Annotated in this window: 20 protein-coding genes; 14 read left to right on the top strand and 6 right to left on the bottom strand. The window is 63.5% G+C overall.

What is annotated here, in order from left to right; all coding sequences use genetic code 11:
* Window positions 1-9: 9 nt before the first annotated feature.
* The 5 genes from VR863_RS08405 (at window position 10) to VR863_RS08385 (ending at window position 1,898) form a co-directional block, all read left to right on the top strand.
* A complete protein-coding gene (locus VR863_RS08405; RefSeq protein WP_324828017.1) occupies window positions 10-384 on the top strand; it encodes a dihydroneopterin aldolase in 375 nt (124 codons plus the stop codon).
* Window positions 381-680 carry a Rossmann fold domain-containing protein gene (locus VR863_RS08400; protein ID WP_324828016.1) on the top strand — a complete coding sequence of 100 codons (300 nt, stop codon included), beginning with the start codon at window positions 381-383 and terminating at the stop codon, window positions 678-680. Before VR863_RS08405 ends, VR863_RS08400 begins: the two co-directional genes overlap by 4 nt.
* 3 nt (window positions 681-683) lie before the next feature.
* Window positions 684-926: a MoaD/ThiS family protein gene (locus VR863_RS08395; protein ID WP_324828015.1), complete on the top strand. Its 243-nt coding sequence runs from the start codon at window positions 684-686 to the stop codon at window positions 924-926.
* A gap of 1 nt (window position 927) precedes the next feature.
* Window positions 928-1,386: a molybdenum cofactor biosynthesis protein MoaE gene (locus tag VR863_RS08390; RefSeq protein WP_434784981.1), complete on the top strand. Its 459-nt coding sequence runs from the start codon at window positions 928-930 to the stop codon at window positions 1,384-1,386.
* Between the two features lie 77 nt (window positions 1,387-1,463).
* Complete coding sequence (locus tag VR863_RS08385; protein ID WP_324828013.1) at window positions 1,464-1,898, top strand: hypothetical protein; 435 nt, start codon at window positions 1,464-1,466, stop codon at window positions 1,896-1,898.
* A 71-nt stretch (window positions 1,899-1,969) separates the two neighbouring features.
* On the opposite strand, the gene VR863_RS08380 is transcribed toward VR863_RS08385, so the two are convergent.
* Window positions 1,970-2,488, bottom strand: coding sequence for a hypothetical protein (locus tag VR863_RS08380; protein ID WP_324828012.1), 519 nt, complete (start codon window positions 2,486-2,488; stop codon window positions 1,970-1,972).
* 189 nt (window positions 2,489-2,677) lie between these two features.
* On the opposite strand from VR863_RS08380, the gene rplU reads away from it, so the two are divergent.
* The 3 genes from rplU (at window position 2,678) to VR863_RS08365 (ending at window position 4,178) form a co-directional block, all read left to right on the top strand.
* Window positions 2,678-3,148, top strand: coding sequence for a 50S ribosomal protein L21 (gene rplU, locus VR863_RS08375; protein ID WP_324828011.1), 471 nt, complete (start codon window positions 2,678-2,680; stop codon window positions 3,146-3,148).
* 12 nt (window positions 3,149-3,160) lie between these two features.
* On the top strand, window positions 3,161-3,430 hold the full coding sequence (gene rpmA / locus VR863_RS08370; protein ID WP_324828010.1) for a 50S ribosomal protein L27: 270 nt from the start codon (window positions 3,161-3,163) through the stop codon (window positions 3,428-3,430).
* Window positions 3,431-3,638: 208 nt separating this feature from the next.
* The gene (locus VR863_RS08365; protein WP_324828009.1) at window positions 3,639-4,178 is read left to right on the top strand and encodes a GNAT family N-acetyltransferase; all 540 of its coding nucleotides are present in this window, start codon (window positions 3,639-3,641) and stop codon (window positions 4,176-4,178) included.
* Window positions 4,179-4,231: 53 nt separating this feature from the next.
* Here VR863_RS08365 and VR863_RS08360 read toward each other — a convergent pair whose 3' ends face one another.
* Window positions 4,232-5,110: a metal-dependent hydrolase gene (locus tag VR863_RS08360; protein ID WP_324828008.1), complete on the bottom strand. Its 879-nt coding sequence runs from the start codon at window positions 5,108-5,110 to the stop codon at window positions 4,232-4,234.
* Between the two features lie 112 nt (window positions 5,111-5,222).
* On the opposite strand from VR863_RS08360, the gene VR863_RS08355 reads away from it, so the two are divergent.
* Complete coding sequence (locus VR863_RS08355) at window positions 5,223-5,822, top strand: TetR/AcrR family transcriptional regulator (RefSeq protein WP_324828007.1); 600 nt, start codon at window positions 5,223-5,225, stop codon at window positions 5,820-5,822.
* A gap of 119 nt (window positions 5,823-5,941) precedes the next feature.
* On the opposite strand, the gene ygfZ is transcribed toward VR863_RS08355, so the two are convergent.
* Window positions 5,942-6,679 (bottom strand): CAF17-like 4Fe-4S cluster assembly/insertion protein YgfZ, encoded by a 738-nt coding sequence (gene ygfZ / locus VR863_RS08350; protein ID WP_324828006.1) that lies wholly within the window; start codon window positions 6,677-6,679, stop codon window positions 5,942-5,944.
* A gap of 40 nt (window positions 6,680-6,719) precedes the next feature.
* On the opposite strand from ygfZ, the gene pyrC reads away from it, so the two are divergent.
* Window positions 6,720-7,766 (top strand): dihydroorotase, encoded by a 1,047-nt coding sequence (gene pyrC / locus VR863_RS08345; RefSeq protein WP_324828005.1) that lies wholly within the window; start codon window positions 6,720-6,722, stop codon window positions 7,764-7,766.
* On the opposite strand, the gene rarD is transcribed toward pyrC, so the two are convergent.
* The gene (gene rarD, locus VR863_RS08340) at window positions 7,744-8,646 is read right to left on the bottom strand and encodes an EamA family transporter RarD (protein WP_324828004.1); all 903 of its coding nucleotides are present in this window, start codon (window positions 8,644-8,646) and stop codon (window positions 7,744-7,746) included. The two genes, pyrC and rarD, sit on opposite strands and share 23 nt — an antisense overlap.
* Before the next feature lie 185 nt (window positions 8,647-8,831).
* On the opposite strand from rarD, the gene VR863_RS08335 reads away from it, so the two are divergent.
* Entirely contained in the window at window positions 8,832-9,344 is a 513-nt protein-coding gene (locus tag VR863_RS08335; RefSeq protein ID WP_324828003.1) for a glycine zipper 2TM domain-containing protein, read from the top strand.
* Between the two features lie 217 nt (window positions 9,345-9,561).
* Complete coding sequence (locus tag VR863_RS08330; protein ID WP_324828002.1) at window positions 9,562-10,272, top strand: hypothetical protein; 711 nt, start codon at window positions 9,562-9,564, stop codon at window positions 10,270-10,272.
* A gap of 33 nt (window positions 10,273-10,305) precedes the next feature.
* On the opposite strand, the gene astD is transcribed toward VR863_RS08330, so the two are convergent.
* Together astD and VR863_RS08320 are read right to left on the bottom strand one after the other, a co-directional pair.
* The gene (gene astD, locus VR863_RS08325; protein WP_324829244.1) at window positions 10,306-11,706 is read right to left on the bottom strand and encodes a succinylglutamate-semialdehyde dehydrogenase; all 1,401 of its coding nucleotides are present in this window, start codon (window positions 11,704-11,706) and stop codon (window positions 10,306-10,308) included.
* A 94-nt stretch (window positions 11,707-11,800) separates the two neighbouring features.
* Complete coding sequence (locus VR863_RS08320) at window positions 11,801-13,198, bottom strand: protein adenylyltransferase SelO family protein (RefSeq protein WP_324828001.1); 1,398 nt, start codon at window positions 13,196-13,198, stop codon at window positions 11,801-11,803.
* Between the two features lie 76 nt (window positions 13,199-13,274).
* On the opposite strand from VR863_RS08320, the gene VR863_RS08315 reads away from it, so the two are divergent.
* Both VR863_RS08315 and VR863_RS08310 read left to right on the top strand, forming a co-directional pair.
* On the top strand, window positions 13,275-14,141 hold the full coding sequence (locus VR863_RS08315) for an alpha/beta fold hydrolase (RefSeq protein ID WP_324828000.1): 867 nt from the start codon (window positions 13,275-13,277) through the stop codon (window positions 14,139-14,141).
* Entirely contained in the window at window positions 14,138-15,280 is a 1,143-nt protein-coding gene (locus tag VR863_RS08310; protein ID WP_324827999.1) for a glycosyltransferase, read from the top strand. Before VR863_RS08315 ends, VR863_RS08310 begins: the two co-directional genes overlap by 4 nt.
* Window positions 15,281-15,332 lie beyond the last annotated feature (52 nt).

The raw sequence follows: 15,332 nt of genomic DNA, 5'->3' as shown, positions 1-15,332 counted from the left end.
GGGAGGGGGATGCACGATTCGCTCATCCTCGAGGTCGCCGATTTCGAACACGATGTCCTGACGGGCATTTATTCCGAAGAAACCGGGCGCCCTCAGCCGCTCCGCTTCACGATCACCGTGCGGCTGAAGCCGCTCGACCGGTACGATCCGGACACATCGCTCGACGCCAGCAAGAATTACATGGACCTCAAGTTCGCGGCTTCGGATGCGCTGCCCGAAGGCGTCCATTTCAAGCTTATCGAAGCCGTGGCCGACCATGTGTGCGAAACCCTGTTCCTGCAGGATCGCCGGATCGAAGCGGTCACGGTGAAGATCGTGAAACTGGCGATCGCTGAAGCGCACGAGAAGATCGGCATCACCCTCCACCGCGAGCGCCGCGAATGAAGCAAATTGCGGTGGACGGACTGCCGGACGATCCGCTGGCGGCGGCCAGCCTCTTCCACCAGCATTGGCTCGCGCATGTCGAAGATACCCTGGCCAAGGGGGACGATGTGACGATCGCACTGCCATCTGCCGGGTACGAACACCGTGAATGGCGGTTGGCCGTAGTGGCGGGCCTGGCGCGCAAACACACGCCGCGCCGCGTGAACATGGTCGCCGGCGAAGGGGCGGCTCTCGATGCCACCGCCGAATATCTGGCAATTGCGCCCGGCATTACCGGGCAATACCTGGAAACCTGACCGGTGAGTGTGCGGATCGTCTTTCTTGGCCCCTTGCGGGATATGGCGGGCGAGCAGGAGCGCGAGGTGGCGGGCCCGCTCGACTGGCACGGCCTCCTTCGGGAGGTGGGACCGCAAATTGCAGGGCAACTTGCCGAGAGCAGGGTCAACGTGGCCTGTTCGGGCCGCGTGCTGGCAGACAAGACGGCGCTGTTCGCGAACGATGGGGACGAGGTCGCCTTGCTTCCTCCTGTCAGCGGTGGCTAGGATGCAGATTGCAGCACCTGCCGACGTTCGCCTGCTGGAAAAGGGAATGTCGGTCGGTGAGGGGCTGGCCGCCTTCAGCTCGGCCCATCAGCGCGCCGGGGCCGTGGCCTCGTTTCTCGGAACGGTCAGACCGGACGAGGCCGTACAGGCGCTCGAGCTGACGCATTATCAGCCACTGACACTGCCGGGCATGAGCCAGCTTGCGGACAGCGCGCTCAGGCGGTTCGGCCTCGATGGCGTGCTGGTCTGGCACCGCGTGGGCGTCATGGCCCCGGGTCAGCCGATCGTCCTCGTCATCACGGCGTCCCGTCATCGCCGCGAAGCATTCGACGCGGTGGATTTCCTGATGGATCATCTCAAAAGCGCCGCCTGGTTCTGGAAGCGCGAGAAACGCCCGGACGGCTGGCACTGGATCGAACCGCGGGAACGCGATCACGCCGATCTCGCGCGCTGGAATTGATCGACGGTTCTTGATTTCGGTCAAGGACACCCACCTGCGGCGGCGGCATCCTGTCTTGCGAAACAGGAGCCGAAATCATGTCAAAAAATCTTCCCCGCCATCTGGTTGCCGAACAGGCCATTGTGCATGATCGGGCAAAGCCGCACACGGTGGTCGACCGCAGCTTCGAATTGCCGCAGTCGCTCTATGTGCTGACAGTCGGCTGCTATCTCGGTTTTCTTGTGGTCATGGCGACCGGACTTTCGACGCCGGGCCTGATCCTGCCGATGGTGCTGTTCGCTTTCGTGATTGTCGCAGGTTTTGCGCTTCCGACGATCTGGACCCGACTCGCGCCTGAAGGGGGGCAGATTGCGCCCAAGACCTGGAGCGCGCTGGTCCGCAATGGCATTTCCACTCACACCGGGCGCGTTCAGGCCAAGGATGCGGCGGTGCAGGTCCTTATCCTTCCGGTGCTGGTCTTTGTCTGGGGTATCGTGGCCGTCACGATCGTGGGGAGCGTGACCGCAGGTTGACCTGCCCCATTCTGACCGCACAGGGCGCGGGACCGGACAGCCGGTTCCGCGCCTTTCTTGTAAATCGGGGGTCAGCGCACGCGGGCGCGCAGCCGCTCCAGCACGGCATCTTCTTCGCCGATGAGGGCCAGGACCTGCGCACGGGCCGCTTCGATCTGCGCCGAATCGTCAGCCTGCACCGTGGCCGCGGCGTACAGGATGTCGAGGTCGCCCAGCGCGACAGCCGCAAGGCTGCGTGCCGAATCGAGGTCCGCCAACGCGACCTGGGCCGAAGCCCACGAATCGCTGCCGATTTCGCTTCCGGCCGCTGCCCTGACGCGGGTTTCCGCCTGAGGTGCGGAAGCGGTGAAAGAATCATGGGCATCGCGGGCCTGCGCGACCAGGGCCGCCAATCGCGCGTCCAACCCTCCGGTCATGTCCACGGCAACCTGCGGCACATCGAGGCGCTGCGCAGGGGCAGGATCGAAGCTGCCCTCGACCCGCTCCACATCGCGAATAGCCAGCGAAGGATATTCCCCGGACGCGGTTGAAGCGCATCCCGACAGGACAATAAGGGCAATAGCTGCAGGGAAGGTCTTGCGGTCGATCATCCCACCCGCCATAGCACGCAGCGCAGCGCGCGCCAGCGGGCCTGCAAAATTCGTGGTGCCAGACGTTGACTTGGGGAAGTGTTTCCCCTAACGGCACCCTTCTTTCCGGGGCCGCCATCCGGCGGCTCGACGGGTGCGCCGTGCATTCGCAAGATCACGGCAAAGCTTATTGATTGAGAGACAAGCACCATGTTCGCAGTAGTGCGCACGGGCGGCAAGCAGTACCGGGTTGCCGCCGGAGACAAAATCGCGGTTGAGAAGCTGGCTGGTGAAGCCGGTGAAACCATCACGCTGGGCGACGTTCTGCTCGCCGGTGAAGGCGAAACGCTCGAAGATGCCGCCAAGGTAACCGTTTCGGCGGAAATCATCGCGCAGGCGAAGAGCGAGAAGGTGATCGTTTTCAAGAAGCGTCGCCGTCACAACTATCGCCGCAAGAACGGTCATCGCCAGCAGATGACCCTGCTGCGTATCACCGATGTCGGCACCGGCGGCGCCAAGAAGGCCGCTGCTCCGAAGAAGGAAGCCGCCAAGAAGGACGACGCCCCCAAGGCCGAAGCCAAAAAGGCCGCTCCGAAGTCGGAAGCCGCTGAAAAGAAAGCTCCGGCCAAGAAGGCAGCGCCCAAGAAGGCTGCAGCCAAAAAGACCGAAGACAAGAAGTAAGGAAACCGGACCATGGCACATAAAAAAGCAGGCGGTTCGTCGCGCAACGGTCGTGATTCGGCCGGTCGTCGTCTCGGCGTAAAGAAGTTCGGCAGCGAAAACGTGATCGCCGGCAACATTATCGTGCGTCAACGCGGCACCAAGTTCTACCCGGCGACCAATGTCGGCATGGGCAAGGACCACACGCTGTTCGCGCTGACCGATGGCGTCGTCCGATTCCACAAGGGCAAGCTTGGCCGCAAGTACGTGTCGGTCGACATGATGGCAGAAGCCGCCGAATAAATCGGACGCTCCGATAAAGGGATCGTCCAGACGGAACGGTCCCAGCCGGGTTCAAGACCGGCAGACTTAGAGGGAGATGGGACCGACCCGTCTCCCTCTTGTCGTTTCTCCCTCTGACAAATCCGCGGCGAAATTCGCTTTCGCCATCACGCAATTGTCACGCGTCCGGCCTAGGAGCCCGGGGCGTGGTCCACTGGGGAGAATACCGATGTTCCATGTTACGCAGAGGCTGCTGTTGCGGCCCTCCTGGCCCGAAGATTGGGAAGCGCTGTTCGGCGGAATCGCCGACAAGGGCGTCGTCCGCAATCTGGCGCGCGCCCCATGGCCCTATCTTCCCCAGCATGCGCGTGAATTCGTGGCACGGGAACAAAGCCCGCGTGTCCCGAACTTTCTGATGACGCTTCCCGGCGACCACGGTTCGACGATCATCGGGTCGGTTGGCCTGGGCGAATGCGAGGACGGCATCGAACTCGGCTACTGGATCGCGCGACCTTACTGGGGCAGGGGCTATGCAACCGAAGCGGCGTCCGGTGTGCTCGAAGTGGCAAGGTTGCTCGGCTATCGTACGATCAATGCGGGGCATTTCCTCGACAATCCGGCTTCGGGCAAGGTGCTCCGCAAGTTGGGGTTCACGCCCACCGGCAAGGTTGCGCCGCGGCATAGCTGTGCACGCGGCGAAGCGGTCGACTGCGCTCTCTACCGGCTCGATCTGGAATATGCGGACACGGCGTCCCCGAAGGCTGCATGACATAAAAAAGGCCCCGCATCGCTGCGGGGCCTTTTTCGTCTGGGGCAAGCGCCTTATTCGGCGGGCATCAGGGCGGCCTGGAAGTCACCCTCGTACTTGCCGATCAGTTCGCGATCGTCGTGATCCCACGGGTGGAACCCGGGCTTGAAGTAGGCCAGCCATGCGGGGAAAATGCGGCGAACCACACCCGGGCTGACAGTCAGATATTTGAACAGGCCCCACTTGGCCTTCCAGCCGGTGATGCCGTCCTGGGCAAGCAGTTCCAGCGTATCGCTCCAGCGATTGCGGAAGAAATTGAAGCTTACGATCAGCATCATCAGGCTGCGCAGTTTCCAGCGGCGGAACGGCTTCCAGTCGCGCGTGGCGTGGTTCCAGGTGTCGAAAGCGACGCCCTTGTGTTCGATTTCCTCGACCGAATGCCATTCCCACATCTTGCGAACTTCCGGGTCGGCATCCTTGAAATGCTTCGGATTCGCGAGGAATTCATACGCCATCATGGCAGTGTAATGTTCCAGCGCCATGGTTGCGGCCAGATTCACGATGACGGGGCGGTCCTTGGTCAAAGCCAGCATTTCGCCCACGCGCTTGTCGATCGCCTTGATGTCATAGCCGTGGCTTTCGGCCAGCCGGTTGAAGGCGATATGTTCGCGGGTGTGATTGATTTCCTGCTTCACGAACGCACGAATTTCGGCCTCGAGCTTGGGTTCGGCGCCTTCACGGTGGGCCTTCACGGCTTCGATGAAAAAGGCTTCGCCGCGTGGGAACGTGGCCGACAGCGCGTTGTGCCACGCGGTGCCGAAAGGTTCGCCAGCCCACCAACGCCGCGGCGTGGTGTTGCGATTGAAGCGTTCGTCGCGCACGGTAAGGGTCAGATCCGCCGGGGTCGGGGCGGATTTGCGGGTATCGGCGTCGATTTTCACAGGGGCGTTCATGGTTGCTCCACGGGCTTACTTACATTGGTGTCAATAGTGATTACTGACATGCATGTCAATAACATCCGGTAAACGGCTTCCTCCTTGCGCATCGATGGGTTAACGGTTTTCCATGGCGACCCGCAAAAGATTGTCTCCCGAAGAATCCCGCCTTGCAGCGCTCGAAGCTGCGCGCGGACTGCTGATCGAGGCGGGGCCGCAAGCGGTGACGCTCAAAGCGGTTTCGGCCCGTATCGGCCGCACACACGCAAACCTGCTCCATCATTTCGGTTCGGCCGCCGGCTTGCAGCGCGAACTGGCACGGCACCTCGCGGAAACCGTGTGCGCCACCATCGTCGAAGCCGTGCGCGCCAGCCGTGCGGGCCTTGGCTCGCCGCGCGAAGTCGTCGATCTGGCGTTCGATGCGTTCGACAAGGAAGGCGCAGGGGCGCTGGCGAGCTGGATGATCCTGACGGGAAACGAGGACGCGCTCACCCCCATCGTCGAAACGATCCACGCGCTGGTCGACGAAATCGCACCCGAGGAAGCCGCCCACGGAACCGCTCCCAGGCAGGTGCACGAGGAAACCCTTGCGCTGGTGCTGATGGCGATGGGCGATGCCCTGATCGGTCAGGCGTTGTCCCGATCGCTTGGCCTGCCGCAAACCGCTGCGCGCGACAGGGCAGAGCGGATGCTGGTGAACTCGATCGCGGATCTCGTTCAGCCGGGCTAAGCGTGGTTCATGCGCTGACTGAACTTGGCCTCCAGCGCGGCCATATTCGCCAGGCATTCCATCAGAGCACGGCGGCGGATATCGGCCATGTCGTGTCCGCGCGCCACTTTGTTGCCGGTCTAACTCTCCGTCAGCGCAGCTTTCATCCATGAAGGCACCTGCGACGGATCGATATCCTCCAGCCGCAAATGGTCCACGGCCAGCGCCAACGCTTCGTAAGCGACCTTGCGCCGCTTTTCGTTCGATTTGTCGAGAGGAACGACGACCAGTCTGCGGTTGACCTTGGAACGCCAGTTCATCCGGGCGGTGTTTTCCTGTCCAACATAACAGCCCTTGGCAAAGCTCACTCCGTTCAGCTCGACAGCGTTGGTTTCGAGCCACAGAATATCACCCATTTCCGCCCGCCCTTCGGGCACGCCGAGCGAAAGACGGTGGGCCAGCCAATCGGCATCGGCTGGTTCGTCTGCGTCCTTCGTCGGGGCAAGCCATCGCTGGCCCAGAGCGCCAAGCCGGGGATCAGCCGCCGCCCCGTCGCCTGTGCCCATCTTCCAGTGGACGGAAACATCCGGATCGACGGCGATCGATATCTTGCGGCGCAGGCGATAGAGCGAGAGCCGTTTGACCAGTTCTTCCGCCGCGCTGGCTTCGCAATCGAGGAGCAATTCGCCCCCGGCACCCGGCCATACGATAAAATCGAAGAGCGTCTTGCCCTGCGGAGACAGCAACCCCGAGTAAGCGGGCAACACCCCCTTTACGTCGTTGGTCAGGAGGCCCTGGAGGAAGTCGGCGACGTCCTCGCCACCCTCCAGCGGAGCGAGGCGGACGACGGATCGGTCGAAAAGGCGTGTGGCGGTCATGGGTGACAGATAGGCGCCTGCCCGTCATAGGCAACTTCCCATGAGCCATGCATCCGAATCGCTGACGATCCGCCGCCCCGACGACTGGCACCTGCATTTCCGTGACGGGGCCACCATGCGCGCTGTCGTGCCCTATACCGCGCGCCAGTTCGGTCGTGCGATCGTGATGCCCAACCTGTCGCCGCCGGTCACGACCAGCGCGCTGGCCGCAGCTTATCGTGACAGGATCGTGGATGCCGTGCCCCAGGGCATGGATTTCACCCCGCTGATGACTGCGTATCTCACCGACCAGAGCGATGCGGACGATCTTGCCGCAGGTTTTGCCGACGGGGTGCTGACCGCCGCGAAGTTGTACCCCGCAGGCGCCACCACCAATTCGGCCCATGGCGTTACCGATGTCACCAACATCGCCGGTGTTCTGGAACGGATGGCCGAAATCGGAATGCCGTTGTGCGTCCACGGTGAGGTGACCCATGCCGATATCGACATCTTCGATCGCGAAGCGGTGTTCATCGATCGCGTCCTCGAACCGCTGGTTGCGCGTCTGCCGCAATTGAAGGTGATCTTCGAACATATAACCACCCGGCAGGCCGCCGACTTTGTCGCAGCGTCCGGCCCCAACGTCGGCGCAACCATCACCCCGCAACACCTGCATATCAACCGGAACGATATCCTCGTCGGGGGCATCAGGCCGCACCTGTATTGCCTGCCCGTGGCGAAGCGCGAAGAGCATCGCCTGGCGCTGCGGGCTGCGGCAACCGGCGGTTCGGCCAAATTCTTCCTCGGAACGGACAGCGCGCCGCACCACCGTGGGGCAAAGGAATCGGATTGTGGATGCGCGGGTATCTTCAACGCGCCCCATGCGCTGGAAAGCTACCTCGCCGTGTTCGACGAGGAGGGGGCGATTGACCGGTTCGAAGGTTTCGCTTCGCTCAACGGCCCGCATTTCTATGGGCTTCCGGTCAACGAAGGCACGGTCACACTCGAAAAGGTGGCCCAGGAAGTTCCCGCCGAAGTCGACGGGGGAGGGGCGATGATCGTACCCTTCCACGCTGGCGAAACACTCAGCTGGCGGTTTGCTTCCTAGACCGGCTGGCGAGGTCCCAGACAAAGATCCCGGCGGCCGCCCAGATACACGCAAAACACGCCGCCTGCGCCGGCTTCAGCTCTTCGCCGAAGACGGTCAATCCCAGGACGAAAACGATGCTGGGCGCGAGGAACTGGATAAAGCCAAGCGTGGAATACGGCAGCTTGCGCGCGGCAATGGCGAACATCAGCAACGGAAACGCCGTCAGCGCCCCGCCGAGCGCGATCGCCATGCTCAGGCCGGTGTCCTGTCCGAAGGCCGACCCTGCGGGAAGCGTGGCGTAATACCAGGCAACGGCACCCGCTGGCACCAGAAGCAGAAGTGATTCGATGGTGAGGCCGGGTAACGAGCCGACCGGCACCTGCTTGCGAATAAGGCCGTAAGTGCCAAAGCTGAGCGCCAGGGTCAGGCTGATCCAGAGCGTTGTCAGCGCGCCGCCAAGCAGCATCGAAACGCCGAGCGCCGCAAGCGCAACCGCAGCCCACTGAAGCCGCGTCAGCTTTTCGCCGAGCAGGAGCGTGCCGAGCAGCACATTGACCAACGGGTTGATGTAGTACCCGAGGCTGGCCGCATAGACGTGGCCCGTCTGGATCGCCCACACATAGACCACCCAGTTCACCGCGATGAGCGTGGCGCTGAGCGCAAGCCAACGGAGCGATTTCCGATCGGCAAGCGCGGCACGGACTTCGGGGACCTGTTTGCGAAAGAGCACGATCGCAAGGCACAGTGGAAGCGTGAAAATGATCCGCCATCCGACGAATTCGAATGGCGGCACGCTCTTCACCAGGATCAGGTAAAGCGGCAGAAACCCCCAGATCAGATAGGCTGTAAACGCTGCGCCCAGGCCGGTGCGATCGAGATGGGCGGGTTTCTGCTGCATGTCGCCATGGCGCCTACGGGCCCGCAGATGGCCCGGCAAGCGTCAATTCGTCGCTGCCAGAAACTCGCCTCATCGCAAATCCGGAATCTGACAAGCCTGTTGCATTCCGTTCAGATTGTGGGGGTTAAAGCTGAACCATAACGAACCAACAGTTACCGATCAGAATGATAAAAAGGACGCAGACGATGGCCAATCCCTTCAAGCTTTCCACCATGGTGCTGGCCGCAACCGGCCTCGCGCTTTCGGCCCCTGCAGCCGCCGCCCCAGCCACGCACGCATCGACCTATGCCAGCGCCGACGCCGTCTATGGCGACCTGACGTATGAGCACGGCAAGAAGCATCGCAAGGACTGGAAACGCCATCGCGGCGATCGTCACTACGATGACCGTCGCTACGATGACCGTCGCTACGGCGACCGGCGCGATTACCGCCAGTCGCGCCCCTATTACGTTGGCTATGCGAGCAATTACGGGCAGCCGGTCCACCGTGACACGCGCGTCTGGCGCGGGCAGGATGGCCGTTATTACTGCCAGCGCGAAAACGGCACCACGGGCCTGTTGGTCGGTGCAGGTGTCGGCGCGTTGCTCGGCCACGAAGTGGCGGGCCGCGGCGACCGGACCCTGGGCGCTGTCCTTGGCGGCGTAGCGGGCGCGCTCCTGGGTCGTTCGATCGACCGGTCGAACACCCGTTGCGGATAAGCGTTATTCCATGATTTCAACTTCGGTCGTGCCCACCCACGACCGTGGGCGGTTCCCACCGAGCCGCGGAGGGCGTCGTCTGTTCCCATGAGGGGGACCGGCGGCGCCCTTTTTCTTTCCTGCCATGTTTGTCCCGCTATGATGCAACCCGCGCGATGCCGCTGGAATTGCAACGGTTCGCACCGCAGAGCGAAGCCAACACAGCCGGAGAACACCGATGACCTTCCGTTTCGTTGCCACGATTGCCCCGATTGCCTTGCTGGCCGCATGCAGCGGCGGCGGCGAGGGCGATGATGCGGCAAACGCGATCGACCCGGCCAGCGAACAGGCGTTGAACGACGAGCTGCTGACCGACCCGGATCTTGCCGGAAACAACGAAGCGAACGCCGCGCTCTCGGGCACAGGCAACGCCGCCATTCCCGATATCGACAAGAGCCAGCGCGCAGTGGATGCGGCGCGGACGCGCGCGGCCGAACTCGTGGGCGGGACCGAGAGCCTGAAGCCGGCGCCCGCTGCGCGCCAACTGGCCGAAAATGCGCCCGACAGCGCCGCCATGATCGCGGCGGCACAGGCCGCCGTGGCACCGGGCGGGGCGAATTGCGCCGCGAGCGTCAAATACAGCGCTTCGTGGGCGGCCAGGCTTCCCACCGCATTCCCGGTCTATCCCCGCGGCAACACCCAGGAAGCCGCCGGAAGCGACGAGGGCGAGTGCGCGTTGAGGATCGTCACCTTCTACACGCCGGTTGCACTGGACGATGTGCTGGCGTTCTACAGTTCCCGTGCGCGGGACGCCGGGTTCGGTGTCGACCACGTGGTAAAGGCGGGCGACAACGTGCTGAGCGGGACAAAGGGCCAATCGGCCTATGTCGTGTACGGTCGCCGCCTCGATTCCGGCGTGACCCAGATCGATCTCGTCACCACCAACTGATCGCGCGCGGCGATCGCGCCGCAGGTCGTTGCGTTATTTGAGGCCGACGCCAATCGTTGCGCGGGGCTGTTCCATTTCCGTGCTTGCCACGGGATAGGCGCAATAGTCGGCCGCGTAATACGCCGCCGGACGATGATTGCCCGACAGCCCTACTCCGCCAAAAGGTGCCGCCGAAGATGCGCCATTGGTCGGTCGGTTCCAATTGACGATACCGGCACGGATTTCATGCCAGAAAATCTCGAAATCCTGGGGTCCGCCGCCGATCAGTGACGCCGAAAGGCCGTAACGCGTGTTGTTGGCTTCCTTGATCGCCTCGTCGAAATCGGCGACGCGGATGACCTGCAGCAGCGGACCGAACAATTCGATGTCGGGCCGGTTGGAAATATCCGTGGCATCGAGGATCGACGGCGAAAGGAACGGCAGCTTTTCGTCCGGGCGCTTCATGTGCATCACCGGTTTACCGCCGCGACCCATCAGCGCAACGAAGCTTTCCGACATCAGGTCGGCGGCCGCGTTGTCGATCACGCAGCCCATGAACGGCTGGGGATCGGCGAAGGGTTCGTCGACGATCAGGCGTTCGGCCAGCTGCTTCACTTCGGCGACCATGGCGTCGAACATGGAATCGATTACGATCAGGCGCCGCGCAGCCGTGCAACGCTGGCCCGCCGATGTGAACGCCGATTGGACGATCGTCACGGCTGCGTCCTGAAGTTTGGGCGTGTCGATGACGACGATGGGGTTGTTGCCGCCCATCTCCAGCGCGACGATCTTGCCCGGATTGGTGGCGAGCTTGCGGTTGATCGCGATGCCCGCGCGCGCCGAACCCGTGAACAGAACGCCGTCGACGCCGTCGTGTTCGACCAGCGCCTGGCCCGTGTCCACAGCGCCGTGGATGCACTGGATCACGCCTTCGGGAACGCCCGCTTCGTGGAAGCAGCGCGTCAGGAATTCGCCCACGGCGGGGGTCTTCTCGCTCGGCTTGAAAATGACCACGTTGCCCGCGATCAACGCCGGCACGATGTGGCCATTGGGAAGGTGCGCGGGGAAGTTATAGGGCCCCAGCACCACCATCAGCCCGTGTGGCTTGTGCCGCAGCGCAGCGGTGCCTTGCAGCGCGCTGTTCAATTTCTTCTGGCCGGTGCGTTCGGCGTATGCGGTAACCGAAATATCGACCTTGCCGATCACGGCTTCGACTTCGGTGCGCGCTTCCCACAAGGGTTTGCCCGCTTCGCGAGCAATCAGTTCCGCGAAATCATCCGCGTGTTTGCGGACGGTGTTGGCAAAGCGTCGCATGAGTTCGACCCGCTGCGCCAGCGGCAGGCGCGCCCAGTCGCGCATGGCATCGCGCGCCCGTTCGATTGCGTGGTCGACATTGCCCGCGGCTCCGCGCCAGATTTCAGCACCGGTTGCGGGTTCGTGGGAAACCAGTTCCATTTCAGACACTATCAACCTTCCTGCGGCCCGTTTTCTTGCGCGCCCGGCCTATGAGATACCGGGTGCAGGGCGTCAAATACAGTTTTGACCTTGCTCATTCATGTCCGGCGGGCGCTGGCGGCTCCCCGTGCGCTTCGCCCATTCGGCGCAGCGCGGCCACCTTGCCGTGAAGCGGCTGCCAGTCGTCGCGTTCGTCGATTGCGGACCAGATGGCCTCCACTTCGTCGACCAGCATCGATTGGGGGGCATCGTCGGACCAATAGGGGTGCGATGTGTCGGTCGGTTCGTAACCGGACAGTGCATCGGCCAGCGTTCCGCTTGCGTCACGGCCTCCGCGATGACGCAGGAAAAACGCGTCGGGGTTTTCGCGGCCGGCCTGCAGCGCCGCTTCGCAAGCGGATACGAGCGCGGTGTCCGCTTCGGTGCCGCGCGGCGTCACGCCCAGCCGCCAGCACCAGCGGCGCCCGATGGCTTCCATGTACAAGGCGCCGAACCGCTCCATCGCGGCGATGAGGGGTGCAGAATCGGCCAGCATCCGCAACGCAACAGCAAACTGGCCGCAGTTCCAGTGCAGCGCTTCGGGCTGACGACCAAAGGCATAAAGGCCCGAATGGTCGAAATAGGCGGCGGTGAAGCCGGGATCCCAACGCGGCAGGAATCGCCACGGGCCGTAATCGAAGCTTTCGCCGCTGACGTTCATGTTGTCGGTGTTGAGAACGCCGTGGACAAAGCCTGCGACCATCCAGCTTGCCGCCAGATCGGCCATCCTTTCGACGACGTGGTGCATGAGCCGCACCGCCGGCTCGTCGCGCCCGGGGGCATCGGCGGGCGGAGGAGGGCCGGGGAACTGGGCCAGGCAATAATCGACCAGCTGCGCCATGTGATCGCGTTCCTCCAGCGCGAGCAGGCGCTGGAAGGTGCCGATGCGGATGTGGCCGTGGTTCAGCCGGGTCAAGGCGGCGGACCGCGTCGGCGACGGTTCGTCGCTGCGCCACAATTCCTCTCCCGTTTCGACCACGCTGAACGTCTTCGAGGTGTACACCCCAAGCGCCTCGAGCATTTCCGTGGCGAGGATCTCGCGCACCGCGCCCTTCAGCGTGAGCCGTCCATCCCCATCGCGGCTCCACGGGGTCTGGCCCGACCCCTTGGTGCCAAGGTCGAGCAGGCGTCCATCGCCGCCGCGCATCTGTGCGAACAGAAAGCCGCGACCGTCGCCGATTTCGGGGTTGTACACACGGAACTGGTGGCCATGATACCGCAGCGCCAGGGGCTGCGGCAGATTGCCGTCGAGCGGTTCGTACCGCCCGAAATGGCGGCACCATTCGGCATCGTCCATATCCGCCAGTCCCACCGCGGCGGCGTGGCGGTCATTCCGGAAACGCAGCCGTGTATCGGGAAAATCGGCGGCGGCCACCGGATCTCCCAGCCAGGGGGCCAGGGCGTCGATCGGAGTGTCGGGGCGATAGCTCGCGGCTTGCGGTTCGGCTCGCATAAAGCAATAGTGGGCGGTGAGCGCGTCCGGCACAAGGGCGCGACACGCAATTGCGACGGGACATGCGCCGCCACCCATGGACAAGAGTTACACCGACCGCACGTGGCAGAGCGCCGACGGTCTCACCCTACATTTCCGCGATTATGCCGGAAACGCAGACCGCCCGCCGGTCATCTGCCTTCACGGGCTGACCCGCAACGCGCGCGATTTCGAAGCGCTTGCCGATCATATCGCCGCGCAGGGCTGGCGGGTGATCGTGCCCGAAATGCGCGGACGCGGTGAAAGCGAATACGCGAGCGATCCCGCCACCTATTCCCCGCCGACCTATGTCGCGGACCTGATGGCGCTGCTGGAGCAGGAGGCAATCGACCGGTTCGTTTCGATCGGGACGTCGATGGGCGGCCTGATCACGATGATCCTTTCGCAGTTCCAGCCCGACCGCGTGGTGGGCGCCGTGCTCAACGACATCGGGCCGGTGCTCGACCCCGCGGGTCTCGATTCTATCAAGGGCTATGTCGGGCAGGGGCGCAGCTTCCCGACATGGATGCACGCCGCGCGCGCGCTGGAAGAGGTGCACGCCGCGTCCTTCCCTCGGTTCACCATCGACGAATGGATCGCGATGGCCAAACGCGGGATGACGCTGTCGAGCAGCGGCCGCATCGTGTTCGATTACGACATGAAAATTGCCGAGCCGATCATGGCGGCGGACAGCAACGCGGTTCCGCCGGACCTGTGGCCCGCTTTCGATGCGTTGGCGGCAAAGCCGTTGCTGTTGCTTCGCGGGGCCTTGTCGGGGCTCTTGCCGGAAGATGCCTTTGCCCAGATGCAGAGCCGTGCCCCCGGCGCACGCGCGGTCACGATCCCGGGGATCGGCCATGCGCCCACGCTGGACGAGCCCGAGGCACGCGTTGCCATCGATGCCTTGCTGGCGGACCTTGCGTGAGCGGGAAAGGCAGCGGCGTGCCGCATATCCTGCACCTGCATTCGACGTTTGCGGCTGGCGGGAAGGAAGTGCGCTGCGTCCAGTTGATCAACGCTTTCGGCGCGAACGCACGACACACGATCGTGTCCGCCGAACCGGACCGGCTTGGCGCGGCTGACCGGATTGCCAGGGGCATCAAGGTTACCGTCCAGCCGGACTTCCCCAGCCTGAAGGGCATGCCGTTGCCGGGACGATTGCAGAAAATTGCCAAGGCGATGAAGGGGTATGACCTCGTCCTGACCTACAATTGGGGCGCCATGGATGCGGTGATGGCGCACACCTTGTTCAAGGACGTTCACGGCCTTCCGCCGCTTATCCACCACGAAGACGGGTTTGACGAAACCGAGCTGAAGAAGCTCAAGAAACGGCGGACATGGTATCGCCGTATCGCGCTGGGCAAGGCGGCCGGCCTGGTGGTTCCTTCCGAGCAACTGGAAGAAATCGCGCTGGTCGACTGGCAGCAACCGCTGGGGCGGGTGAAGCGCATTCCCAACGGGATCGATACCAAGGCGTTTGCGATGCGGCCGAAGAAGGAAGCGCTGCGGCTGGTCAAGCATCCGGGCGAAATGTGGGTCGGCACGCTGGCGGGTCTGCGCACGATCAAGAATTTGCCGCGGCTGGTCCGCGTGTTTGCACCGCTTCAGGACCACTGGCAGCTGGTCATTCTGGGCGAGGGGGAGGCGCGCGACGCGATCCTCGCCGAAGCGGACCGGCTGGGCGTAAACCACCGTGTTCACGTACCGGGTGCGGTATCCGATCCGGCACGGGTGATCGGCCTGTTCGACATTTTCGCTCTGTCGAGCGATTCTGAGCAGTTTCCGCTTTCGGTCGTGGAGGCCATGGCCGCCGGCCTGCCGATCGCCGCGCCGGCGGTTGGCGATATCGCCCACATCGTTTCCGAGCCGAATTCCGAGTTCATCTCACTTGCCCGAGACGAGGGTGAACTTGCCGAGGCCCTGCTCCAGCTTTCGATCAACAAGGAACTGCGGCACCGGATCGGGGAGGCCAACCGCGCCAAGGCCCGTGCCCAGTTCGATCAGGACCGCATGATCGCCACCTACCGCCGCCTTTATTCCAGCGCGATGCGGCGGGACCTGTGAACCCTTTCATGCGCGGTTCACTCGGACGGGGACAGGGTCGGCAGACCATTGC

The sequence above is a fragment of the Qipengyuania zhejiangensis genome, from assembly GCF_035607565.1.
Lineage (GTDB): Bacteria > Pseudomonadota > Alphaproteobacteria > Sphingomonadales > Sphingomonadaceae > Qipengyuania > Qipengyuania zhejiangensis.
This window is presented reverse-complemented; position numbering and strand designations above follow the sequence as displayed.

Coding starts and splice junctions, on each gene's coding strand:
- VR863_RS08405 (WP_324828017.1), top strand. CDS start 10: ATGCACGATTCGCTCATCCTCGAGGTCGCCGATTTCGAACACGATGTC.
- VR863_RS08400 (WP_324828016.1), top strand. CDS start 381: ATGAAGCAAATTGCGGTGGACGGACTGCCGGACGATCCGCTGGCGGCG.
- VR863_RS08390 (WP_434784981.1), top strand. CDS start 928: ATGCAGATTGCAGCACCTGCCGACGTTCGCCTGCTGGAAAAGGGAATG.
- VR863_RS08385 (WP_324828013.1), top strand. CDS start 1,464: ATGTCAAAAAATCTTCCCCGCCATCTGGTTGCCGAACAGGCCATTGTG.
- VR863_RS08380 (WP_324828012.1), bottom strand. CDS start 2,488: ATGATCGACCGCAAGACCTTCCCTGCAGCTATTGCCCTTATTGTCCTG.
- rplU (WP_324828011.1), top strand. CDS start 2,678: ATGTTCGCAGTAGTGCGCACGGGCGGCAAGCAGTACCGGGTTGCCGCC.
- rpmA (WP_324828010.1), top strand. CDS start 3,161: ATGGCACATAAAAAAGCAGGCGGTTCGTCGCGCAACGGTCGTGATTCG.
- VR863_RS08365 (WP_324828009.1), top strand. CDS start 3,639: ATGTTCCATGTTACGCAGAGGCTGCTGTTGCGGCCCTCCTGGCCCGAA.
- VR863_RS08360 (WP_324828008.1), bottom strand. CDS start 5,110: ATGAACGCCCCTGTGAAAATCGACGCCGATACCCGCAAATCCGCCCCG.
- VR863_RS08355 (WP_324828007.1), top strand. CDS start 5,223: ATGGCGACCCGCAAAAGATTGTCTCCCGAAGAATCCCGCCTTGCAGCG.
- ygfZ (WP_324828006.1), bottom strand. CDS start 6,679: ATGACCGCCACACGCCTTTTCGACCGATCCGTCGTCCGCCTCGCTCCG.
- pyrC (WP_324828005.1), top strand. CDS start 6,720: ATGAGCCATGCATCCGAATCGCTGACGATCCGCCGCCCCGACGACTGG.
- rarD (WP_324828004.1), bottom strand. CDS start 8,646: ATGCAGCAGAAACCCGCCCATCTCGATCGCACCGGCCTGGGCGCAGCG.
- VR863_RS08335 (WP_324828003.1), top strand. CDS start 8,832: ATGGCCAATCCCTTCAAGCTTTCCACCATGGTGCTGGCCGCAACCGGC.
- VR863_RS08330 (WP_324828002.1), top strand. CDS start 9,562: ATGACCTTCCGTTTCGTTGCCACGATTGCCCCGATTGCCTTGCTGGCC.
- astD (WP_324829244.1), bottom strand. CDS start 11,706: ATGGAACTGGTTTCCCACGAACCCGCAACCGGTGCTGAAATCTGGCGC.
- VR863_RS08320 (WP_324828001.1), bottom strand. CDS start 13,198: ATGCGAGCCGAACCGCAAGCCGCGAGCTATCGCCCCGACACTCCGATC.
- VR863_RS08315 (WP_324828000.1), top strand. CDS start 13,275: ATGGACAAGAGTTACACCGACCGCACGTGGCAGAGCGCCGACGGTCTC.